The sequence below is a fragment of the Candidatus Harpocratesius sp. genome, assembly GCF_054039255.1.
The window spans coordinates 122,290-143,702 of sequence record NZ_JBPLBG010000031.1 but is presented as its reverse complement, the minus strand read 5'-3'; the positions used below and the strand labels follow the sequence as shown (position 1 = coordinate 143,702).

At 29.6% G+C, this 21,413-nt stretch carries 19 protein-coding genes and 1 tRNA gene; 9 read left to right on the top strand and 11 right to left on the bottom strand.

Translation table 11 applies throughout. The features are described 5' to 3' along the window. Positions 1-152 precede the first annotated feature (152 nt). Positions 153-3,467: an FtsX-like permease family protein gene (locus ACXLDF_RS06670; protein ID WP_457557722.1), complete on the top strand. Its 3,315-nt coding sequence runs from the start codon at positions 153-155 to the stop codon at positions 3,465-3,467. A 16-nt stretch (positions 3,468-3,483) separates the two neighbouring features. On the opposite strand, the gene ACXLDF_RS06665 is transcribed toward ACXLDF_RS06670, so the two are convergent. Next, complete coding sequence (locus ACXLDF_RS06665; protein ID WP_457557721.1) at positions 3,484-4,500, bottom strand: EamA family transporter; 1,017 nt, start codon at positions 4,498-4,500, stop codon at positions 3,484-3,486. A 150-nt stretch (positions 4,501-4,650) separates the two neighbouring features. Here ACXLDF_RS06665 and ACXLDF_RS06660 point away from each other — a divergent pair, with 150 nt between their 5' ends. Next, positions 4,651-6,636 carry an RING finger protein gene (locus tag ACXLDF_RS06660; RefSeq protein WP_457557720.1) on the top strand — a complete coding sequence of 662 codons (1,986 nt, stop codon included), beginning with the start codon at positions 4,651-4,653 and terminating at the stop codon, positions 6,634-6,636. A 57-nt stretch (positions 6,637-6,693) separates the two neighbouring features. On the opposite strand, the gene ACXLDF_RS06655 is transcribed toward ACXLDF_RS06660, so the two are convergent. Beyond that, on the bottom strand, positions 6,694-7,281 hold the full coding sequence (locus tag ACXLDF_RS06655) for a hypothetical protein (RefSeq protein ID WP_457557719.1): 588 nt from the start codon (positions 7,279-7,281) through the stop codon (positions 6,694-6,696). Positions 7,282-7,314: 33 nt separating this feature from the next. Further along, complete coding sequence (locus ACXLDF_RS06650) at positions 7,315-7,944, bottom strand: HAD family hydrolase (RefSeq protein WP_457557718.1); 630 nt, start codon at positions 7,942-7,944, stop codon at positions 7,315-7,317. 417 nt (positions 7,945-8,361) lie between these two features. Between ACXLDF_RS06650 and ACXLDF_RS06645 the strand changes: the two genes are divergently transcribed. Then, positions 8,362-8,880, top strand: coding sequence for a DUF6125 family protein (locus ACXLDF_RS06645; protein ID WP_457557717.1), 519 nt, complete (start codon positions 8,362-8,364; stop codon positions 8,878-8,880). A 30-nt stretch (positions 8,881-8,910) separates the two neighbouring features. Here ACXLDF_RS06645 and ACXLDF_RS06640 read toward each other — a convergent pair whose 3' ends face one another. Continuing rightward, on the bottom strand, positions 8,911-10,176 hold the full coding sequence (locus tag ACXLDF_RS06640; RefSeq protein WP_457557716.1) for a (Fe-S)-binding protein: 1,266 nt from the start codon (positions 10,174-10,176) through the stop codon (positions 8,911-8,913). Further along, positions 10,163-11,773: an FAD-binding oxidoreductase gene (locus ACXLDF_RS06635; RefSeq protein WP_457557715.1), complete on the bottom strand. Its 1,611-nt coding sequence runs from the start codon at positions 11,771-11,773 to the stop codon at positions 10,163-10,165. Before ACXLDF_RS06635 ends, ACXLDF_RS06640 begins: the two co-directional genes overlap by 14 nt. 110 nt (positions 11,774-11,883) lie before the next feature. Here ACXLDF_RS06635 and ACXLDF_RS06630 point away from each other — a divergent pair, with 110 nt between their 5' ends. The 3 genes from ACXLDF_RS06630 (at position 11,884) to ACXLDF_RS06620 (ending at position 15,534) form a co-directional block, all read left to right on the top strand. After that, the gene (locus ACXLDF_RS06630; RefSeq protein ID WP_457557714.1) at positions 11,884-12,408 is read left to right on the top strand and encodes an arsenate reductase/protein-tyrosine-phosphatase family protein; all 525 of its coding nucleotides are present in this window, start codon (positions 11,884-11,886) and stop codon (positions 12,406-12,408) included. Between the two features lie 293 nt (positions 12,409-12,701). Beyond that, on the top strand, positions 12,702-14,264 hold the full coding sequence (guaA, locus tag ACXLDF_RS06625; protein ID WP_457557713.1) for a glutamine-hydrolyzing GMP synthase: 1,563 nt from the start codon (positions 12,702-12,704) through the stop codon (positions 14,262-14,264). A 157-nt stretch (positions 14,265-14,421) separates the two neighbouring features. Then, positions 14,422-15,534, top strand: coding sequence for a hypothetical protein (locus ACXLDF_RS06620; RefSeq protein ID WP_457557712.1), 1,113 nt, complete (start codon positions 14,422-14,424; stop codon positions 15,532-15,534). Positions 15,535-15,607: 73 nt separating this feature from the next. Here the strand turns inward: ACXLDF_RS06620 and ACXLDF_RS06615 are convergent, their stop codons facing one another. After that, positions 15,608-16,558, bottom strand: coding sequence for an endonuclease/exonuclease/phosphatase family protein (locus tag ACXLDF_RS06615; protein WP_457557711.1), 951 nt, complete (start codon positions 16,556-16,558; stop codon positions 15,608-15,610). A 293-nt stretch (positions 16,559-16,851) separates the two neighbouring features. Here ACXLDF_RS06615 and ACXLDF_RS06610 point away from each other — a divergent pair, with 293 nt between their 5' ends. After that, positions 16,852-17,424, top strand: a complete 573-nt coding sequence (locus ACXLDF_RS06610) for a Rab family GTPase (protein ID WP_457557710.1) — start codon at positions 16,852-16,854, stop codon at positions 17,422-17,424. A gap of 45 nt (positions 17,425-17,469) precedes the next feature. Here the strand turns inward: ACXLDF_RS06610 and ACXLDF_RS06605 are convergent, their stop codons facing one another. Further along, positions 17,470-18,051 carry a GNAT family N-acetyltransferase gene (locus tag ACXLDF_RS06605; RefSeq protein ID WP_457557709.1) on the bottom strand — a complete coding sequence of 194 codons (582 nt, stop codon included), beginning with the start codon at positions 18,049-18,051 and terminating at the stop codon, positions 17,470-17,472. 235 nt (positions 18,052-18,286) lie between these two features. After that, on the bottom strand, positions 18,287-19,150 hold the full coding sequence (locus ACXLDF_RS06600) for a TVP38/TMEM64 family protein (RefSeq protein ID WP_457557708.1): 864 nt from the start codon (positions 19,148-19,150) through the stop codon (positions 18,287-18,289). 160 nt (positions 19,151-19,310) lie between these two features. Between ACXLDF_RS06600 and ACXLDF_RS06595 the strand changes: the two genes are divergently transcribed. Beyond that, the gene (locus tag ACXLDF_RS06595; RefSeq protein ID WP_457557707.1) at positions 19,311-19,604 is read left to right on the top strand and encodes a DNA-directed RNA polymerase subunit K; all 294 of its coding nucleotides are present in this window, start codon (positions 19,311-19,313) and stop codon (positions 19,602-19,604) included. Between the two features lie 111 nt (positions 19,605-19,715). After that, positions 19,716-19,788 (top strand) — tRNA-Val (locus ACXLDF_RS06590). On the opposite strand, the gene ACXLDF_RS06585 is transcribed toward ACXLDF_RS06590, so the two are convergent. The 3 genes from ACXLDF_RS06585 to ACXLDF_RS06575 form a co-directional block, all read right to left on the bottom strand. Beyond that, entirely contained in the window at positions 19,786-20,298 is a 513-nt protein-coding gene (locus ACXLDF_RS06585) for a hypothetical protein (RefSeq protein ID WP_457557706.1), read from the bottom strand. The two genes, ACXLDF_RS06590 and ACXLDF_RS06585, sit on opposite strands and share 3 nt — an antisense overlap. 72 nt (positions 20,299-20,370) lie before the next feature. After that, a complete protein-coding gene (locus tag ACXLDF_RS06580; protein WP_457557705.1) occupies positions 20,371-20,790 on the bottom strand; it encodes a GNAT family N-acetyltransferase in 420 nt (139 codons plus the stop codon). Between the two features lie 138 nt (positions 20,791-20,928). Beyond that, positions 20,929-21,282 (bottom strand): histone, encoded by a 354-nt coding sequence (locus ACXLDF_RS06575; protein ID WP_457557704.1) that lies wholly within the window; start codon positions 21,280-21,282, stop codon positions 20,929-20,931. Positions 21,283-21,413 lie beyond the last annotated feature (131 nt).

Genomic DNA, 21,413 nt, shown 5'->3' with positions numbered 1-21,413 from the left:
AAAATATCCATGAAATACTAAAATTAATGAATTAAAAGTAAATGAAGCGGTTAAAATTCAAATACTTCAAAAAAATATAGAAATTAAACATGGAGAATAAGAAATTTTCCTTTAAGTTCTTTAATTTTTACATTAAAAATACTCCAAAACGGATGAAAAACGAGTGGATGATTCTGCTATGTTTTAGTCTTTCTCTATCTTTAATATCTGGTCTTAATTATTTCTTTGAGGCTGCTCAGAAATATCAATTTCAAGAATCATTTTGGCTTTTTTCTGATATCGATTTAGTTCATTATGATTTATTCAATAATGAAGGTGCTCCAATACCTCATATTAATTACAATTATTATTTTAACCATTCAGATGAAGAAGTTGAACAAATATTAAAAACGACTAATTTAGATCTGCAAGGATATGCACCTTATGCGATATTCGGGATAAATTCTGCATATGTTACCATAGAGAATTATACTTCTGTCATTCCATCAAATTGTACTAGTGAATTTGATTTTTATCATAAAATAAACGCTTCAAGTGTTAATTTTGGTATTTTTAATGATGTTTTTTATAATTCACCAAGATTTAACACTTATTTTAAAATAATAGAAGGTCGTGCTCCAAAAAATGAAAATGAAATATTAGTAGATTATAATTTTGCATTAAAATATAATTATCATATCAATCAATCTTCAAATGTTTCAATAATTATTGGAAATGCCTTTGATTCAAATCCACCAGTTGTAGATTTTCTTCAAGAAAAAATCGAAAATATTACAATTGTTGGAACATATCTATGTACCAATGATTGGTTTCGTATTGTAGACCAACGATATACTTATTCCTATACATATGAAGATTACTTAAACAACAAAACATATATTTTTCCTGAACAATTAGAACACAATCTTGTATTCTGGTATGGAAATTTCAAAGATTTGCGAAATCATCCAATTCAGCAATGGTATTTTCGAGTTGCTCAGCATAAATTATATAAGGCTTATTTGGAAAGTGGAATTATAAAATCTGGTTATCTTTTATTTTACAATAGGGAAAATATTCAATTTGAAAATCTTTATTTTTATCGTACTTCACTTACTCAAAAAAGTAGAAATCTTTCTATTTTTCTTCCATTTGAAGTAGGTCTTATCGATAAATTATCATATCAACTGAAAATAACTCAAGAAAACATACGAAGGTCTTTTTTAACAATTCAAATTCTTTCAATTCCTGTAATTGTGTTTTCATTACTCGTTAGCCGGAATATTAATGACGCTAGAGGAAAAAAAGCGAATGAAGAGTTGATTTTATTAAAACTACGTGGGTTATCAGTTTCACAAATTCAAAGTCAAATTTTTATTGGAGGCGTTGTCAATGGTGTAATTTGTACTGTTTTGGGGTCTATAATTGGATATGGTACATTTTATTTATATCATAGATTATTAGGAGATTTATTTCTAAATACATCAACTATTTTTCTGATTCCTGAAATCACATGGAACAATTTTTTGTATACTTTACTTTTAGGAATTTTAATTAATGCGATTGCATTAATTCCTAAAATAATTATGGTTGGAAAAATTGAATATTTAGATGTTTCGAGTTCAATCCAACAAGTAGAAGAATTATCATTACATTATGATGAACAAGTACTATTTGAAGGTGGCGATAAGAAAAAAACTGTAGACGAAATATTAATTGAAAAGTACATTCAAGATTATAAAAAAATTGAAAAAACTAAATCAGATAATTCAATCAAATTAGGAGAAAAAAGAAAAAGAAATTTTAGAATTTGGAAAAGAAAAAAGAAACCAGAATTTGTATATGAAAATCTATTTGAGATGGAGAAATACTCCATAAAGCCAATTACATGGCTTTTTATAATTGTTGGCATTATTCCTATTATTTTATATTCTTATCTTTTCATTGCCTTTAGATTCAATGTTTCTGACATTGTTATTGATAATCGAGATAAAATTGTTGAAAACATTTATTATTTTCATTTTTTTTCTTTATTTTTCATCGGTTTCTTTGTTACAGGTTTAATTCGGTTATTTCTTATCGAACGACCTTCAAGATTTGCCAGATTTGCAAAACGAATTGCACACATTTTTGCTAAACGACTAGATCATATTGTTAGTTTAGAAATTATTAGAAAAAAGAAATGGGCACGGGTAACAATTTATTTGGCGATATTTTGCACAATGCTTACAATAACTAATTTTGCTTTTAATTCTCAATATCGATACGAAATTTTTGATAAAAAATTTCTATGGGGTTCTGATTTAAATATCGAAATGATTAATAGTAATTTCCATAATCAAGATGAATTTCAAGCTTTTGAGGACAAGTTAACAACCAATTTTTCATCAACATATAAGTTTGAAATTCAAACTTATTCTCATATTTTCGTTTCTAATCGATCTTGGATGAATATATCTAACCTTAACATATCTCAGATACGAGAAATACCGATAGAGACATTTGCAATTGATCCAGTAGACTATCTTTCTGTAATTTCCTCAGATAATAGACCGTATATTTATCCTTCATATCCTCAACAAATTCAAAAATTATTACATAATTCTGATAATATTTCTCCCTTATCTGAAATAAATGTAATTACTACTTCACAATTTCTTTCTTTTACAGGCAGAAAAATTGGGGATCTGTTTAATTACTCCTTATTAGTATATGATTCCCAAACAGATCAATACGTTAATCAAACTTTTTCCTTAAAAATTGTGGATTCTCTTGATTATGCTCCTGGTATGTATCAAACTGATGTTTATGGTTTAATTGCAATTATAATCGATATATCCTCTTTACAAATTCCCCAAACTATGTGGTTTGCTTCTGATGTAATTGAATTGTTGGATATAACACCAAATTCAGAGATAGATTTAGATGAAATAAACATAAAATTTCAACCTTTCATTACTCAATATTGTGAGAAAGCAAAATATCATGCTTTTGATCCAAATTGGAATGATATCGATGTTGCCAGATATTCTTTAATTATTGGATCAAGTGGATTTTATGGTTTGATTAATTTAGACTTTGTTTTAATTGGAATTTTACTTTCGATTGAATTATCCTTAACAATTATTATTATGAATCGTGAAAATGAATATTTCACCAATTTACTATTATTTAGAGGTGTTGGTCGAAATAGAGTGATTTTTATCAATATATTAGAACTTTTTATAGTTTTCTTAATATCAGGTATAATTGGTTGTATAATCGGATACTTTTATTCTTGGTTTATTTGCTATGTTAATCTTCAGATATTGATCAATAATCAACCAAGCAACATTCCAAAAGAAGCATTATTTCAAATTTATGGTCATTGGGAAACAATATTTGTTTCATACGGAGTTATTTTTCTAATTGTTCTTTTTATTAACTATTTTAGCCAATGGTTACATTACAAAAGACATGAAGAGTATTTGAACAAGGAAGCACTCTGATTTTACTGGGAATTTATCAATTTTTTTTATATTTTTTTATATTAATTAATTTTATTATCCTTATCTTGTTAACACTTAAGTTATTACTTGAGTGATTTATCAATATTAAGCCATACAAACAAATTATACTTGTTATCAATCCAACTAAGTGATAAAATTCGAAAGAATCTCCTAAAAAAATAGTTGCTAACACTACAGTAATGATAGGTGATGGAGTTACCAATGCGCTTGCATATGAGATTGAAATTGTTGATATTGAATTATACCAGGAGAAATGCATAAAGAAATATGTAATTCCCATAAAAAAGCTAAATTTTAACATAGAAAATTCAACTAATCGAATCACTGTGCTGGAAAATCCATAAATTATTATTGAAAAGAAGAAAAATATGAGTACCATAATGCCTGTTCTGATTAGTATTATTTGAAAAGGTGAGATTGTTTGTGATTCAAGTAATGGCTTAGTTAACGAATGACCTATGATCCATAGTAATGGAACTAAAAGAAGAACACCAAACCAAATTGAAAATTGGCCAATATACCATGTTCCATTCGTTCCTAAGTAATATAAGCTTGTTAGCATTAGAATTGTAAAGAAAATTTGGGGAAAGGAAATTTTTTCTTTTAAAAAAATTGTGCCTATTATTAATGCATAAATTGGAGATGATTTTAAAGCGATTGAACTGGGAATTGCTCCTGCTTTTTTCATTCCTTCTACATAGAAAAAACCTGCTACTGTAAAAAGAATTCCAATTACTATTAATTTTGAAATTAATCTAAATTTCATTTTATCGTTTAATTCCTTTATTTTAAGAAAATTATTGCTAGATACATTTTTTTTATTTTTTCTTTCAAAAATAACAAAAGGTAGACAAATTATAAATTCCCAAAAAGACATCATTAGCACAAATGGAATTGGTTCTAATGAGGATGGTCGTGAATTATTAATAATTGGATGTATTCCATTCCCAATTAAAACAATTAAAGCATATAGGATGCCAGAAATCTTCTTTGAGAAATTACTTATTTTCATCAGTTTTACATTTCCAATGGTTATTATTCCAATAAAATGAATAATTTTTGATAATATGATAATGTTCTTTTTTTAAGATATAGTGAAAAATGCTTCTTAATATCATTAAAGTTCTTTTATTATGGATCATTTCCACTAGTGCGAACTAGTATGAAGGAACGTGAGCAATTAAATTTTTTTAATAATAAGTATTCATTCTTTACACAATTTGAAGAGCAAATAGATTCAGTTTTTGATGAAAAAGGAAATATAATCTCAGATCTATCCATTATAAAAAATATTGAAAAAAATTTTCCTCCTAAAGATTGGCAACGTTATTTAAAATTTTTAAAGTCAATCCAGACATTTATTGATTCATTAAAAAGGAAACCTAATGAATTTCATTTTATTCCTATTGCACTTTCTATTGAAATGTATCGAATGCAAATATTGCTTGCGAATATTTCTCGTAAAATTAAATCTATAAAGATTAAATTATCAAAATCTAATATTTTTGGAAAAACCACTCAGATATTGCTTGTTTTGATCGAATATTCAGAGGAATTAAGAAACAAATTAAAAGAAATTTGGAATATAGATATTTCTGATGAAAAATCAAAAAAAGATAATTATTCAAAATTATTCTCATTAGGAAATTTAGATACAATCTATAATCATCCTGCTTCCATTTGGTTTGATTTTGTCTCTATTATAAATCCCCTAATTTCTTTATCTGACAAAAAAAACTCTGTTTTTCTCTATTTTTATGAATTTCGATATTTACAGGAATTAATCCACAATTTACAAAATCAAAAAAATTTACCCATTTCATGGGGCAATTTAATGAATTCTTCATTCAATAAAGAAATCGCTATTTTTCAATATAATTCTCTTTTTTGTGAGTTTTGCTTATTTTTAGTTCAAAATCATATTCTTTTTATTGATGACAATACCAACTCAATCTCATCAAAAGAAAAGAAAATGCTTCAAAAGAAGATCGAACAAAAAATATCTTCTTATATTTGTCAATATTTTCAAGATTTATGCAAAATCCATGAGATTGGTATTAATTTCGAAAACCCAAAAGAGTTGGGATTAAAAGAAATTCGACACATAATTAATTCCCACCTACAGGCAAAACAAGAGGAATTTCTTAAAAATTATGAAGGAGATCTTGTAGCAACAAGTGAATCACTTCAAACACTAAGTAATTCCATATTTTTTGTTATAAATAAACTAGAAGATTGGATCTCAGATTACAAGAAATATTTTTTCAAAGCAAATAAATCGGTTGATTCGATTAAAGAGCAGATTGGACAAATTCGAGGGGAAATTGCGCGTACAATTGAAGATTTTGATCAATACACTCAGACTCTTCGCCAAAATAAAAATCAGATTGAATTAGAAAAAAAAATAGAAAATTCGATAACTGAATTAGAATCCTTATTACGTAATTATCAACTTCAGACAATTCCATTTATAGAATCAAATTTGCCCGATTTTGAAAAAATGGTTAATAAAATATCTCAATATAAAGAAAAATTCCTTAATATTCAAGAAAAAATTAATTCTACATTTAAAGAATATCAAGAAAAGGAAATAGATGTTTATTCATTAATGGAAACATGGACTAAAAAGTTTGAAAGTATTATCAATCAAGCAAGTTTTACTATTAGGAACACTTTAACTTCAATATTCAACAAGTATCAATCAGTTCTACAATCTGAACAAGACTTTTTCGAAAATTTATCTGGGTATACAACACCTAATTCTTCTTCAATCATCCAATCATTGGATTTAATCCAACCAGAAAAGATGTCAGAAACCGATTTAAGAAAACAACTCGAAAGAATTGATCTTAAATTACAGAAAATTGACGAAGTAAAATCGAGATATCTTAAAGAGCGAGAGAAATTTTCTAAAAAACTTGAAGAATTACTTAAAGATTCAGGACTAGAATCTAAAAAATGCATTATTTGTCATCAAACTGTTAATGTAGCTGAAGATCATTTTATTAAATGTGAGTTTTGCGGGTCATTAAGCCATTATACTTGTGCTGTATGGTGGATCGAAAAATATAATTCTTGTCCTGTTTGCCATAATAAATATACTATTCCAAACAATGATTTATTCGATCTATCTGAAATGGAAAAATAAATATGAATCATTAAAAAATCATTCTGTTAAAAATCTCATATGTTGAATATATTGTGATTATTTTAAATTAAATTGTAGTGTTTTAATTTTTTCTTGGATTTTTGAGATTTTCTCGTTGGGAAATTGAAGTTCATCATATAATTCTATTAAAAATTTGTATCTTTGGATTGCTCCCTTAAACTTTCCTTGTTTTTCTTTTCTTTGGGCTTTTGCTAAAACAAATTCTGCTTCTTCATATTTTCTTTGCATTTCTGGGGTTAATTTATGTTTTGCTCTTTCTTCTAATTTTCGTTTTTCTTCTTTTTTTGCAATTATTTGAGCAGCTCTTTGTTCATATACTTGTGTTTTTTGTTTTTCTTGTTCTTTAAGTCTATATGTGATTTTTTTATATTCTTCCATCTTTTTTTTCATATTTTCTGCTTCTTTTTCAAGAAGTTTTGCTTGATCAATCCATTGAATTTTATAAAAACAATTTGCTGCTTCTAAGTATTTTTCCCCTGCAGCGATAAACTTTTTTTGATTTGCAAATTTTTTAGCTAAATCTAATAGCTTTTCTGCAGCATCAATTGATTTCTGTTTTTCATTTTCTTGACGCTTTAATTCAGCTAGTTTTTTTAAACGTTCTTCTTTCGAAAGCCGATGCATATTCATTTTTTCTCATTTATTTTTTTTTTATTTTTATATATTCAAATTTGTTAATATTTCTGACCATGAATTACATATAATTTCAAATGAATCTTGAAAATCTTCTGGATTTTTTTGGGAAGTAAACGCTATTGGATAGTAAGAAAAACGATCAAAAATCATTCGATCACTCGGATTTAAACATATCCCGACACCTTTTGGACATACTTCGACTATTTTTTCCATCATTTTTTTCCTATAAATGTATAATTTATCTGTTGGTTTTTTGAAAAATAAAACCATATCATTTAGTGGAAAGCCCAAATTCTGCATTATTTCACGAGTTTTTTCTTCTAATGATTTAGATCTAGATGAAATCACAAAAATTTGATATGAACTTGTAAGTTTATTAATTGATTCAATAGCTCCTTCCCAGGCAACATCTTGTTCCAACATACTTTCTCGATTATAAACTTCATAAAACCTATTTCTCCTAGAACTTGCCGCAAAAGAAACAGATCGTGTGTTAAATGTGGCAATTTGAATAATATTCTCTTTTTTTGATAAATAATCTTGAATAGATGCTTCATCCCATCCTAATTCTAAATATGAATAGAATTTTCGCCAGTAATTATTTAATAAAATATTATCTAAATTTACAACAAATCCTAAATTTGATGGCATTATATAACTCCAAATCACTAATCAGTGATCTCGAATAAGTGCAACGAACCTAAATTTTTTTAGAATGATTTTAGTGAAGATTTTTTATTTCATTATTTTAAGTGCGAATAAGTTTTTTTTTGTTTCAATGGGTGAATATAATGGATGACAAAAATCCGATTATTATGTGGAGAATAATTTTATGTTAATGGGTGAATATAGTGGATGACAAAAATTCGATTATTATGTGGAGAATAATTTTGTGTTAATGGGTGAATATAATGGATGACAAAAATTCGATTATTATATGGAGAATAATTTTGTGTTAATGGGTGAATATAGTGGATGACAAAAATCCGATTATTATATGGAGAATAATTTTGTGTTAATGGATAAATATTCAAAAAAATTTTTGAAAGAACTATGAATATTCAACTTATGCGATCTGATTTAGAAAAATTAACAAAAGAACAATTAATTAATTACTGTGAACTTCTTTCTAAGAATTGGTTGGCCCATGACGGTTTGTGGTTTCAATCTATTGAAAAAGATACTAATATTGAAACAGCTATGAAATATGATATTGCTGCTTGGGAAAAATTTACTCAAATAGAAGCTCGAAGAATTAAAAAATTTCTTAATCTACCTGATAATCCTGGAATACCTGGTCTGGTTGAAGCATTGAAATATCGTCTTTATGCAAATATTAACATACAAGAAACAGTAAATATCACCGAAAATTCGTGTGAATTTCATATGAATGCTTGCAGAGTTCAAACCGCACGAAATCGAAAGAATTTGCCAGATTTTCCTTGCAAGTCTGTAGGAATTGTGGAGTATGGTTTTTTTGCTAAAACTATTGATCCACGCATTGAAACAGAGTGTATTTGTTGCCCACCTGATCCACATCCCATAGAGTATTATTGTGCATGGAGATTTACACTAAAAGAAGAATAATGGAAAAAAAAAATTTGTATTCTTTATTTTTTATTTATTTTGATCTATACTTAAAGCCAATAATTCAATAAAATCTAAAATTTGTGTATCATTTGACTTTATTTCAGTTTGTGCTTTTTGAAATGCATATTCACAAGTAGGGCAAGCTGAAACAATTAAATCACTATTTGTTTCTTGTAATTGATTAAGACGATCAATATGCAGTTTTAATGCATCCGAAGGATTTGACACCGCATATGTTCCGCCCATTCCGCAGCATCTTGTTTCATTTCCATGTAAAAGAGGTTCTTGCAATTTTAAACCTGGAATTAATTTGAAAAGATTTCGAAAATCTGCTACATAATTCTTCACAGATGAATTGCGTGAGATTAAACATGGATCATGAAAACAGATGGTTTTATTTACAGGTTTACCTAGTTTTAACACACCTTGTTGTATTTTTTCTAAGAAAAATTCAATTGAATGAATCACTTTTATTTTAATTGGTGTTTCTAAATTGTCATAAATTTTATTTAAAGTGGCAAAACATCCAGGACAGTTGGTAATCACAGTTTTTCCTGAAAAATTTTTAAGAAGTTGCTGATTTTGAGTCGAAATTTTTTTCGCTTCTTTGCGAAATCCTGCTTTGTACATTGGTCCTCCACAACATTGGCGTTGATCAAGTCTGGTTGCAAAGGGAATTTTCAGATGACGTAATAATTGAATAGTGGCTCTAACAGTTTCTGGTCGATTCTGGATATCCATACAGCCAATGTAATAAAATACTTCAGGATCTGGGTCATTTATATTGAATTCTGAATTCATATGGAAAGGACTTTCTTCAAAGATCGTTCCATTTTTGTTTGCCCTATTCTTTAATACTAAAACTGCTTCTGGGGCTAAGCTTCTTTGATCCAATTCTTGGCGCATTTCTACTAAGAGATCACCTGTTGAAATATCCATTGGACACCATTCACGGCATGCATCGCAAGTAACACATGCATATAATGCATTTTGAGCGCTCTTCTCTTCAAATGGAATATAATTCATACCAAAGAAATAGGCGATTTGAGCCTTTTTTGCTGGAGAATAAGTCTCACGTTTAGTTATTTGAAGAGTTGGGCAATCAAAGCGACACATATTAGGACAGTTTGCACATTTGAGTAAATCTTTTAGATTTGCTTTTATACCTTCCATGGTATAATACTGTTTGCGGTTTTTGTATCCAGTAATAAAATTAGTTCGCTCTGTTTTTTCCATCTTTTTAAAAATATCAACCATCCAGGAATATTTTGCTAATTTTTTAAAAACTTCCATGTTTGTTTTCTCCTTTCTTTGATTGTAATTCATTTTTTTGAGTAATAAAATAACTTAAATTAATTGGTGGTTTAATTTTACCTATTTTTTCTTTTTCTTCTTTTTCTTCTTCAGTGAGATCTGCATAAAGTTTTCCGGGATTCAAAATATTCTTCGGATCAAGCATTTTTTTAATCTTTTTTAACAAAGAGAATTCTGTTCCATGTTCTAAATGCATCCAGCGGGTGCGGTTAATTCCAATTCCATGATGATGTGAGATTGTTCCACCATATTTTAGTGTTGTCTCGCATGTTGTATCCCAACATTGATTGTATAAATCTATAGGTGATTGATTTTCTCGCGGCACTGCAGTAAATGTAAAGTAGAAGCACACTCCAGAAGTATAAAAATGCGATGCATGTCCAGAAGCCATAATTGCACCAGGTACATTCATAATTTGCTCAATTACGGCATTGTACAAGCCATTCGCCTGTTCCCAAGGAATAGCTACTTCTATTGTATCGAATACTAATCCATATGGTGCATATTCAGAAGATTCTTTTACTACAAATCTTGTATCAAACCAATGCTGAACGGGGCCATCTCCACATTCTATACCTTCTTGGGCTAAACAATTCCTGCGAACAACCTTTTCTTCAAGTTCAACTAATTCTGATGGCCCTTCGCAGACAAACACCACCATAAATTTATTTTTCGATCGTTTTTCTGTTTTTCCAAAATGACGTTTTGTTTCCAATTTATCATAAATTCGAATAACAGCAGGATTTATCTGTCCTTGTATCGTTTTTCTTATTGCCTCTAAACTTTGATTTAAATCATTAAAGACGAAAGAAAGACCTATTTGTTTTTCAGGAAAAGGCCAAATTCTACATGTAACTGCTGTCATTATCCCCAATGTACCTTCAGATCCAAGAAATATTCTGTCAATCATTGGACCTACTGCGGCTCGGGGATAAAATTTTGTATTTAAAATTTCTCCAGAAGGTAGAACTAATTCAAAAGATTTCACTATATCTTCGAATTTCCCATATTTGCCGCTAAATTGACCCGCTGCCCTATGAGCAAAGTATCCCCCTATAGTTGAAGTATACAATGATTGAGGGATATGGCCCATCCGAAATCCATGTGCGTTTAAATATCTTTCTAATGTCTTTCCATTTACACCTGCGCCAATTCGAGCTGTCATGTTTATAGGATTGATCTCAATGTGATCAAAATACTTCATATCTACAATAATTCCACCAAATACGGGAAGTGCACCCCCTACTACTCCTGATCCTTCACCATAAGGGATAATTGGAATGGGAGGATTGTGATTTGCCGCGTATTTTACAAGTTGTACGATTTCATCTGTGGTTTTTGGCCATACAATAACATCAGGGTAAGCGGGAATTTGACCATGAAGATTCATCAAAGTGCCAATTAACCAATAATCCTTTCCATAAGCAATTTTATCAGCTAATTCTGAAGATATTCTTTCGTGAGGAAATATCTTTGTTAAATCTTCTTTAATTTTAGGAATATCCAGTTTTATTTTAGATCGATCATGTTTAAAATAGACATTTAGTGGTGTAGATTCTCGTCTAAATTCATCCATGAATTAATTCAAGTTTTTTGATTTAAAAAAAGCACTTCTAACATTTTTCTATTAATTGAAAAAAGTGAAAATTTTTGATATTTTGAATTATTTAAATTTATCAGATAAAAATGTATAGTGTAAATTCGAAAGATATTATTCCAAAATCAGTTCTTGTTATTTGTTTGGGTAACATATGCCGCTCTCCTGTAGCTGAGTATTTATTTAAATATTATATATCTCAAAGCCAAAGTGACCGCATTCAAAAAATTAAAGTGGATTCTGCTGGCTTAAATCCTGTATTAAATCAGATGTCTCCTCATTCTGCTCAATATCTTCATCTTATGAATATTGAAACAATTGGATTTCAACCAAAAAAAATCTCGTTAAGTTTTCTTAATAAACATGATCTTATTCTTGTGATGGAAGAAAACCAAAAAAAGGAAATTCTGAAGATGTATAGTAATTATACTCCAAAATCTTCTCCAAATCAAACTGTTGAAGCACCTAAAATTTTCACATTATCAGAGGCTGCAGGATCAAAAGGTGATATTGATGATCCATATGGTGATTCTTGGGAAGGATATAAAAAAATTTTGGATCAAATTCACAATTACGTGAGATCTCTAATTAATAAATGGGAAAATTTGAATTAATTTGATTTTTCAAAAAATATATATTTTTTAATTAAATATATATTTATTGTTCTTTTTCTTAAATACTATGAATTTATTAAAAAAAAATAATAAAACATTATTAAAATATATATTTTAAGGAATTTTTTATTTGATTCACTATTATATACTCAAATTATTTGCATTTATTTATTTTAATATATATTTTATGTATAAAATATATATTTTATTATATTTAGAATTTTTACTCTTTACACCCAAATAACAATGTCATTAATAAGAAAATTTTTCAATTATATCGTATAGTTCTTTACATGGAAACAGTAATTGTTTTTGATTTTGGCTCACAACTTGCTCACTTAATCGCCCGTAGAGTCCGAGATCTCGGTGTTTATTCTGAAATCGTCCCTTACAATGTTACAAGAGAAAAACTTGAAATTTTTCAACCCATAGGTATTATTTTTTCAGGCGGGCCATCATCAGTTTATGAACATAATGCTCCCAAACCGAATGATCCTGTATGGGAATATATTCATGAGAATCAAATTCCATTATTAGGTCTTTGTTATGGTCATCATCTTATCGCTCAAAAATATGGTGGTTTAGTTGAAGCTAGAGAAGAAAAGGAATTTGGAAAAGCAATTCTTTCTATAACTCGCAACGATTTAATTTTTTCTGATCTTTCCCACAATGAAACTGTATGGATGTCTCACGGAGATCAAGTCGTGGAAGTTCCTCCTGGATTTGAAGTATTTGGCTCGACAGAAACTTGTCCTATTGCCGCTATGGGTGATCCTGTTCAAAATATTTTTTCTTTTCAATTTCATGCTGAAGTTCATCATACTAAAAATGGATCAAAGATGTTTAAGAATTTCTTATTTAACATCTGCCATGCTTCTCAGTCTTGGAAGGTGGAACATTGGATTGAAAAATCTGTTAAAGAAATTCGTTCTGTTGTTCAAGATAAAAGCGTAATTTTAGGCCTTTCTGGGGGGGTAGATTCTTCAGTTGTTTCAATATTATTAAAAAAAGCAATTCAAGATCAGGTGCATTTAATTTTCGTAAATAATGGGCTACTTCGAAAAAATGAAGTGGAACAAGTCTGCGAGTGGTTTCGTGATCGTTTGCATTTTTCAAATTTTCATCTGGTAGATGCTTCTGATTTATTTCTTGAACGATTGAATGAAGTAACTGACCCTGAACAGAAACGAAAAATTATTGGTCACACATTTATCGAAGTATTTGAAAAAAAAGCCAGAGAATTGGAAGAAAATTATCCAAATGTGGAATTTTTAGCTCAAGGTACAATTTATCCCGATCGAGTTGAATCACAAGCTGGAACTGGAGGTAAAAGTTCAAGCAAAATTAAGTCTCATCATAATTTAACTTTACCAGAAAACATGAAATTAAAAATAATAGAGCCGTTACGGGATTTATATAAGGATGAAGTGCGAAAATTAGGCCAAGAATTGGGCTTACCTTCCGAATTGATCCAACGTCATCCATTTCCTGGGCCTGGATTGGCAGTACGGTGCATTGGTGATATTACGAAGGAAAAATTGGATATATTGCGGGAAGCTGATGCAATAGTCATTGAAGAAATAAAGAAAGCGGGTTTATATAATCAAATTTGGCAAGCTTTTGCTGTATATCTCCCCGTAAAATCAGTTGGTGTTATGGGGGATTTTCGTACCTTTGAAAATATTTGTGCAGTAAGAATTGTTGAATCGATTGATGCGATGACAGCTAATTTTGCTAAAATTGACTGGAACGTATTGGAACGAATCAGTTCTCGAATTATCAATGAAGTACGGGGATTTAATCGAGTAGTTTATGACATCTCTAATAAACCTCCTTCAACCATTGAATTTGAATAGCCTCTTTATTAAACTACTTTTTTTTTATTAAAGATCCTTTACACTTTTAAGTTTTAATTCTAATTAGAATTTAAGAAATATTTGAGAATTCTATATAATCAAATCATACTTAGGAACTTCACTACTTAATAACATTCTAATCTTAGTTGGAAAAATCATGGATGAAATTACAATAAATATACTGTTGAGTTTTTTTTTGGGGGGACTGTTAATTCTTTTCATACTTAAAGCAATAAGAACCCAACATCATGTTCCTTTTTTTCCTTTTTCATTTGCAGCAATGTTTATAGGTGCATTTATAAGCTTGATTCTTAATTTTAGTTTTCCCTCAATTCCTTCAGGCAAATTAATTGCACTGGAATTGATGTTTTTTGGTTTATCTTTATTTTTTATCTATCTTTTCCTTGAGAGTTTGCGTACAGTGAATCGAAATTTTACACTATTTGTAATTACATTTATCTTGCTGATTATTCAACAAATCTCCTTAATTTTTATTATTTTTTTACCTGCCTCAGAACAGGCGGTTCATTTTTTTTGGTTTATCGCTGATTTTTCATATAATATTTTAGGTGTAATTGTAAATGTTGGGATTGCAGTTCCTTTTTATTTCAGAAATTTTATTAGATCTCGGAAAAAAACTGCACTTTATTTAGTTTGTACATTTGTAATTATTGCAATTGGATATAGTTCTTTATTATTAGCTGATATTTTCTGGTATTATTCTGTTTTTAACAATTTTCAAGATGTAATCTTTGAATTAGGAAAAGCTCTTCCAATTGTTGGTTTTATTATGATTCTTGCAGTTTACATAATTGATATTCATCATTTTTATCAAGTTCCATCAAATTTATTCATGTTTATGATTTCTGATACCAACGGTAATATTATTTTTAGATCAAAATTTCAAAATATTTATGAGAAAAATAATTCGATTGATAAAAATCTCCCTGCCTTATTGAATACAGTAAATCAAATTTTCACTAGTATTTTTTTAGCTAAAAGTTCTATCAATCTTATAATGTCAGATGATGTATCAATGTTTAGATCAGCAGGTAAATATTATTCTGCTGTAATTGTTACTAATACTGGTTCTAAAATCTTGCAGAGTGCGCTTTCACGCTTTTTAGTTCATTTTGAACTTAAATTTACTTTCCACCCTCCTGAATATTTTAAAAATTCTGAAGTTGTAGAGCAAATTGTTGCATTATTACTGGAAAATTTTCCATTTTTATTACCTGAAATTAATGGTGCACGAAATTCAAAGAAATAATGAAAAAATTCTAAAAAAGTGATGATATCCTACTAACGGTGTCTATATTGCATATCTACTTTACATACCTGCATTACCATGAAATTTCTATCCAATAGGCAGGGTGGTCGGTTTGTGATTGAGGGCTAGGAATATAGTGAGCACTTTCGACTATGAATGTTGGTGAGAGAAAGATATGATCAATTGTTGATTGCATTGAAATCCCTTCGTTATCAATTCCTGTCGGCCATTTTGCGCGCCAAGAATCTTGATAAACTGCAGTTACAGAAGAATAATACGAACTATCCTCACGCCAATTAAAATCTCCCATTAATATCACATTCGTCAAACCATTAACTTGATCTAGTATCATTTCGGTGTGAGCGGCTTTTGTTATGAAATAGATTCCCCCAATAACCAAGAGAAATCCAATTATTAGTCCAAACCCCATTAGAGATATATCTAATGTTGCACCCCAAGTTCTAAATGATATTATAAACAAAGACGCACATGCTAAAGCAAACGAAAGAATTTCTGAGGTTATTTTATCTGGTGATTTTTGCCATTTTTCTTTTTCCTTCCTTGCTTCTTGTTTCTTCTCTGTTTCTTGTTCCTTCTTTGTTTCTTTTCCGTTTTGGGTATTTATTTTTCCTTTTAATACTTCATTAATGAACATATAAGCATATTCATTATAAATTAAATTGAAGTAGAGGGGAAATCCAAGCCAAAAACACCCTACTGCTATTCCTGCGCTAATAATCTTTCCAGTTGGACTCATAAATGGTTCAGCAACACGCGAGATCATCATTATTCCAAAAATTCCTCGAATCCACCAATGTTGATTTCGTTTAGGAATGAGCCAAAGTAGTGCTCCTGTCAGAAAAAAGAGCACTCCTGCTGCTTTGGCATCTAATTGCGTGTTTAATAAATCCAATGTATAGATACCTTCAACTAAATCAGACATCATTTGATAAAAAATCACTAATATTATCATAATTGTGAATCCTTGAAAGTATACTTTTTCTGAAATCTTTTGAATTTCCATAATTATCCTTGCATAGAGAAAGAAAATAAGCTTTTCCACATAATCTAAAAGAACAAGACACATAATTCGCAATTTATACTATTGATAATAATCTTGTATGATCTCTTTCTTTCTTTTTATTATGCTCCATTTCGCTTTTTTTAATTATATATTATTTTATTCACAGAATTTTTATAGGACTTGCTCCCATACTTTAATATACAATCAATGTTGAAATCAAGGTTATTACAGATGCAAAACTCCTTGATAGCGGTATTGATAATGCTTTGATATTCCAACTGAGGATAAAAAAGATGGCTCCTACTGATGAAGAAGAAGAAATAAATGACAATACTTCCCAAATCCCCGTCATGAAAGTCTTTTTTGCAGGGGAAGGTGGCGTAGGTAAGACAACATTTGTTGAGCGATTTGTTACTGGTATGTTTAATCCTAATATGATAATGACAATTGGTGTAAATCATGCAGTAAAAACCCTGAAAACCTCAGATGGAAGAGATGTGACGTTGCAAGTTTGGGATCTTGGAGGAGAGGCTCGTTTTCGATTCGTTGTTCAAAATTATGTGCGAGGTTCGAATGCTGGGGCTGTATGCTTTGATCTTACTCGAATGAGCACTTATATCAATCTCGAAGAGTGGGTAGAAATCATACGTGAGGTGGTACCTGATATTCCAATATATTTGATTGGAATGAAAAAGGATTTAGCAGGTGATGAGATTGAGATTACAACCTATCAAGAATTAATTCAGAAATATCATTTAGAAAAGTTAATTCTTACCAGCAGTATGACTGGTGAGGGTGTGGATGAAACTTTTCTTTCTTTAGCAAATCATTTACCACTAGAACCAGAATTCTTTCGGAAAAGTTGAAAAGAAATATATAAAAGATTGAAAAAAAAGGTTGAAAATTAGATTTTAGTCAAGAAACCATTCCATCATCAATTCATCTTGAAATCTTTCATTAATAAAATATTGATTGTGATAAATTCCTACTGAATGAAATCCGCATTTTTTATAAAGATGAATTGCCATATTATTTGAAGTAAATGTACTAAGAATGAGTTTTTGTTTTCCAATCAGACGGGCTAATTTAGCAGCATATTGAATTAGTTTGTAGCCTATACCTTGATTTCGATAATGATCTTGGACAATAATGCCTAATTGACCTACGTGTGCTGCAGCTTCCCATGGGATATGTTCAATTGTTAATTGACCTATGATATTTTTCGGTGTGCGTATCAATGGATTCTCTGCTACTATACATATATTTCCTTCATCTCGAATATCATGGTACCACGAGATACGCTCCCATTCTGTTTTTACAGGTGTGTAAACTGGTAAATAAATACCTTCTTCTACAACATCATTAAAATTCTGCCATATTCCTTCTAAATCTGTCTTTTTAAATAACCGAATAATGGCGCGTTTTCCATTTTTCAATCTAATTTCTTCAGATGGATATTGTCCATAGGGAACGGGGCGTTTAGATTTTTTCATTATAGAACACTGTCAATCAAGTGAGGTTAAGTATTATTATTTGATTGATTATTATTTGATTGATTATTATTTCTATTTATTATTATCTCGATTGAATTATATTTTGATAATATTTATTTTTTCATTCTGCTGATTTTTCTTTAAATATGTCTCTTCAATAGATTAAGATTTTTCTCTTTATTTAATTTCTTCTTTCGTTTGATTGGCAATTCTATCTATATTTTTCAAATTTAAATTAAGCACTGTTTTCTCTATCTTTATTTTGATTTACGTTATCTTTATTGCTATCTATATTATTCTCTGTATTCTTATCTTTATTATTCTCTGTATTCTTATTTATATTATTTCCCCTTTTTTTTGCACTTTCCCTCATATAAGACAATATATTCGCGAATACAAGCATGGCAACCAGCACACCAAAAATCACAAAGAAAATTATATTAAATTGACTTGATGCTGTAGTGATTTCAGCTTGAGAAAGTTGAGCTATATAACTGGGATCATGTCCTCCAAGTAAATTAATACCTAACAATGAGAAAAATAAAGCTCTTGGGATTGATCCAATTGCAGTGGCTATTGTATAAGGTTTTGCTTTAATATTTGATATACCTGCAGCATAAGATACTGGATCAAACATAATAACTGGCACAGCACGACCAACAATAATTGCCCAAATACCCCATTTTTCAATCCATTCGTCCATTATAACTATCATTCTTTGAGCCATTGACATTTTTTCTCCCGCCACTTCAAGTAAAGTCCTTCCTCCTTGTTTGGATACATAATAGGTAATTGTTCCACTCAAAATAGAGCCAATAACGCCCAAAACAGTCCCCCATAAGAATCCAAAAATCATAGCACCTGATAATAATATTAATTCTGAAGGAATTGGAGCAATTAAACTCTGCATTACCATCAGAAATAAAAAGACAATTGCTGCCCAAGGACCAATTCGCAATAAAGGTAAAATAAAATATTCCCTGATAATTCGAAATAAAAAGGTTTCATCTACAATAACAAAATACATTACAACAACAGATAAAATCAGAATCGCTACAAAAAGAATTGTCATAAGGATTTTTTTCCGAGTCCATTCCATAAAATTCTAAAGCTTCCCACCTAAAATAATTTCATGGTGCAGTAATCAATTCCCATTTTTCTCTTTTCGAAACGTATTTGAAAAGTAAAAATGCACCAGAATCAAAAAATTTTTTTTATATGGCGGATTAATTTATTTACTACATTTTGGATGATATACCGTGAGTCGAACTTTAAAAAGATATGAGGAATATATAGAAGCGGAACGAAAAATTAAAATAGGAAGTATTTTCATAACCAGATATGAACGATCCCGTATTATAGGTGCTCGAGCACTCCAGATCAGCTTCCAAGCAAGTCCATTTACAGAAATCCCTCCAGAATTAACCGATCCAATTGAAATTGCCGCTTATGAACTCGATAATAAGGTACTGCCCATTACAATCCGTCGTAGCATGCCTGATGGTTCTTATCAGATGATCCCGGTCTCATGGCTGGTAAATGAAAATTACTAAGTATTTTTGTAAAAAGAAAAACATGATAATTTATATGTCGCCTCGTTAATTTTTTATGGAATCTCCCATTTTTATTTTCAAAGAAGTTCTATTTTTAGCAACATATCCCTTAGGGATGTAGACTAGTGGTTATTTCGCCACGCTCACACCGTGGAAATCGAGAGTTCGATTCTCTCCATCCCTATTCATATTCTTTTTTAGATAGACCGTCAATCCGTAAATAAACTAAATTTCCTACTTTTTCTGTATTGAGTGTCAATTCAACGTGCTTTCGACCATGTGGTGTTTGAAAATACTGATAAACTTTTACATCGTGCTTAGCTTTTCCAGTTGAAAATGTATAATTTACTGCATTGCGAATACCACAACCGCTGCAATGTTCTGTTTTTCCACAACCACCAGGTAATGTTGCATATGCACATTCAATTACATCTCCTCCTAGTTTTCCTTCAATCTTTGAAATTGGTTTTTTAAGTTCATTTTGAGCTGTTTTGTTTGCAGCTTCAATTTTTCCATTAGCATTTACAATAAAAATGGGAGGTTTTAATGAATCAATCAAATCTTGCAAAGGAATTTTATGATATTCTAAATTATAAATGCATTCTTGGCAGATTCCATGAGAAATTTGTAAGTCTTCTGGATTAGATAAATTTTCTTGAATAATTTTACCACACCAAGCGCATCTTACTTTCATAAATATCTTTTATGTTTAAACTTGAAAAGATTATATTTTTGTAATAAATCCAGAAAATATACAGAAAGTTTTTCAAGATGATACTACAATAATGCTCATCATTTCCAGATCATTTCGAATAAACCATCCTAGTTTTTTATAGAATGCAATTACACCTGCATTTGAACGTTCTACAAATAAATGAACTTTTTCAACATGTTGGGCTTGAAATCGAGTCATTAATTCCTTCATCAAAGTTGATCCAATACCTTGTTTTCGAAAATCAGGATGTACTGCTAGATGATGAACATAACCCCTTCTACCATCGAATGCACCCATAACTACACCAATAACACGATTATTAATGAGCCCAATTAAGAATAAATCGGGATTTTTGGTTGCAAAACGCTGAATATGTTCATGTGTGTCGGACATTCCGAGCGATAATTTTCCCAATTCCCACAATTGATATACTTGATGATAGTATTCCATTGAAAAATTGCGAATTTGCATAAATTAATCACTTCATTAGAAAATGAATGAAAATAATAGAATTTTTTGTAACATTTGTAAATCAATAAAGAAAAAAAAGTGAAAGAATATCTACTAAATGCTTGTAGTTCTTATTGTATTGAGTTACATGATATAAATCTATGCTCGAGTTGCCCAAGTGATATCTTTGGCTGTAATTCGTTTCCTTCGATCATCTTTTACGATTTCAATTGCTTTTTTAGTAGTTTCAACTGCATGTTTTTCTAAAGTTTTAATCAAGATGGCTAAAGCGTCATCACTAACCAATCTTGCGCCTTCTTCACGCATTAATCTACGTATTGGTGCTTTTGAGATGAATGTTTTTGATTGTTTTGCAGATGTGCGTTTCGTTTTTACTTTTGATTTAACTGCTGTTTTAGTTCTGCTTTTAGCAGTTTTTTTTGCAGTTTTTTTTGCAGTCGTTTTTGGCTTAGTTTTTGGATTTTTCTTCATTTTTGTTGTTTTTTTAGCCATTGCATTTAATCCTCCTTTTTGAGAATATCAAGAATTAACCAATCATCTAATAATTTAAATTTTAATTTGATGAGGTTATTACAATACCGTTGGTTAATGCAGTATTTATATTTTTTTAAAAAAGCAGTATC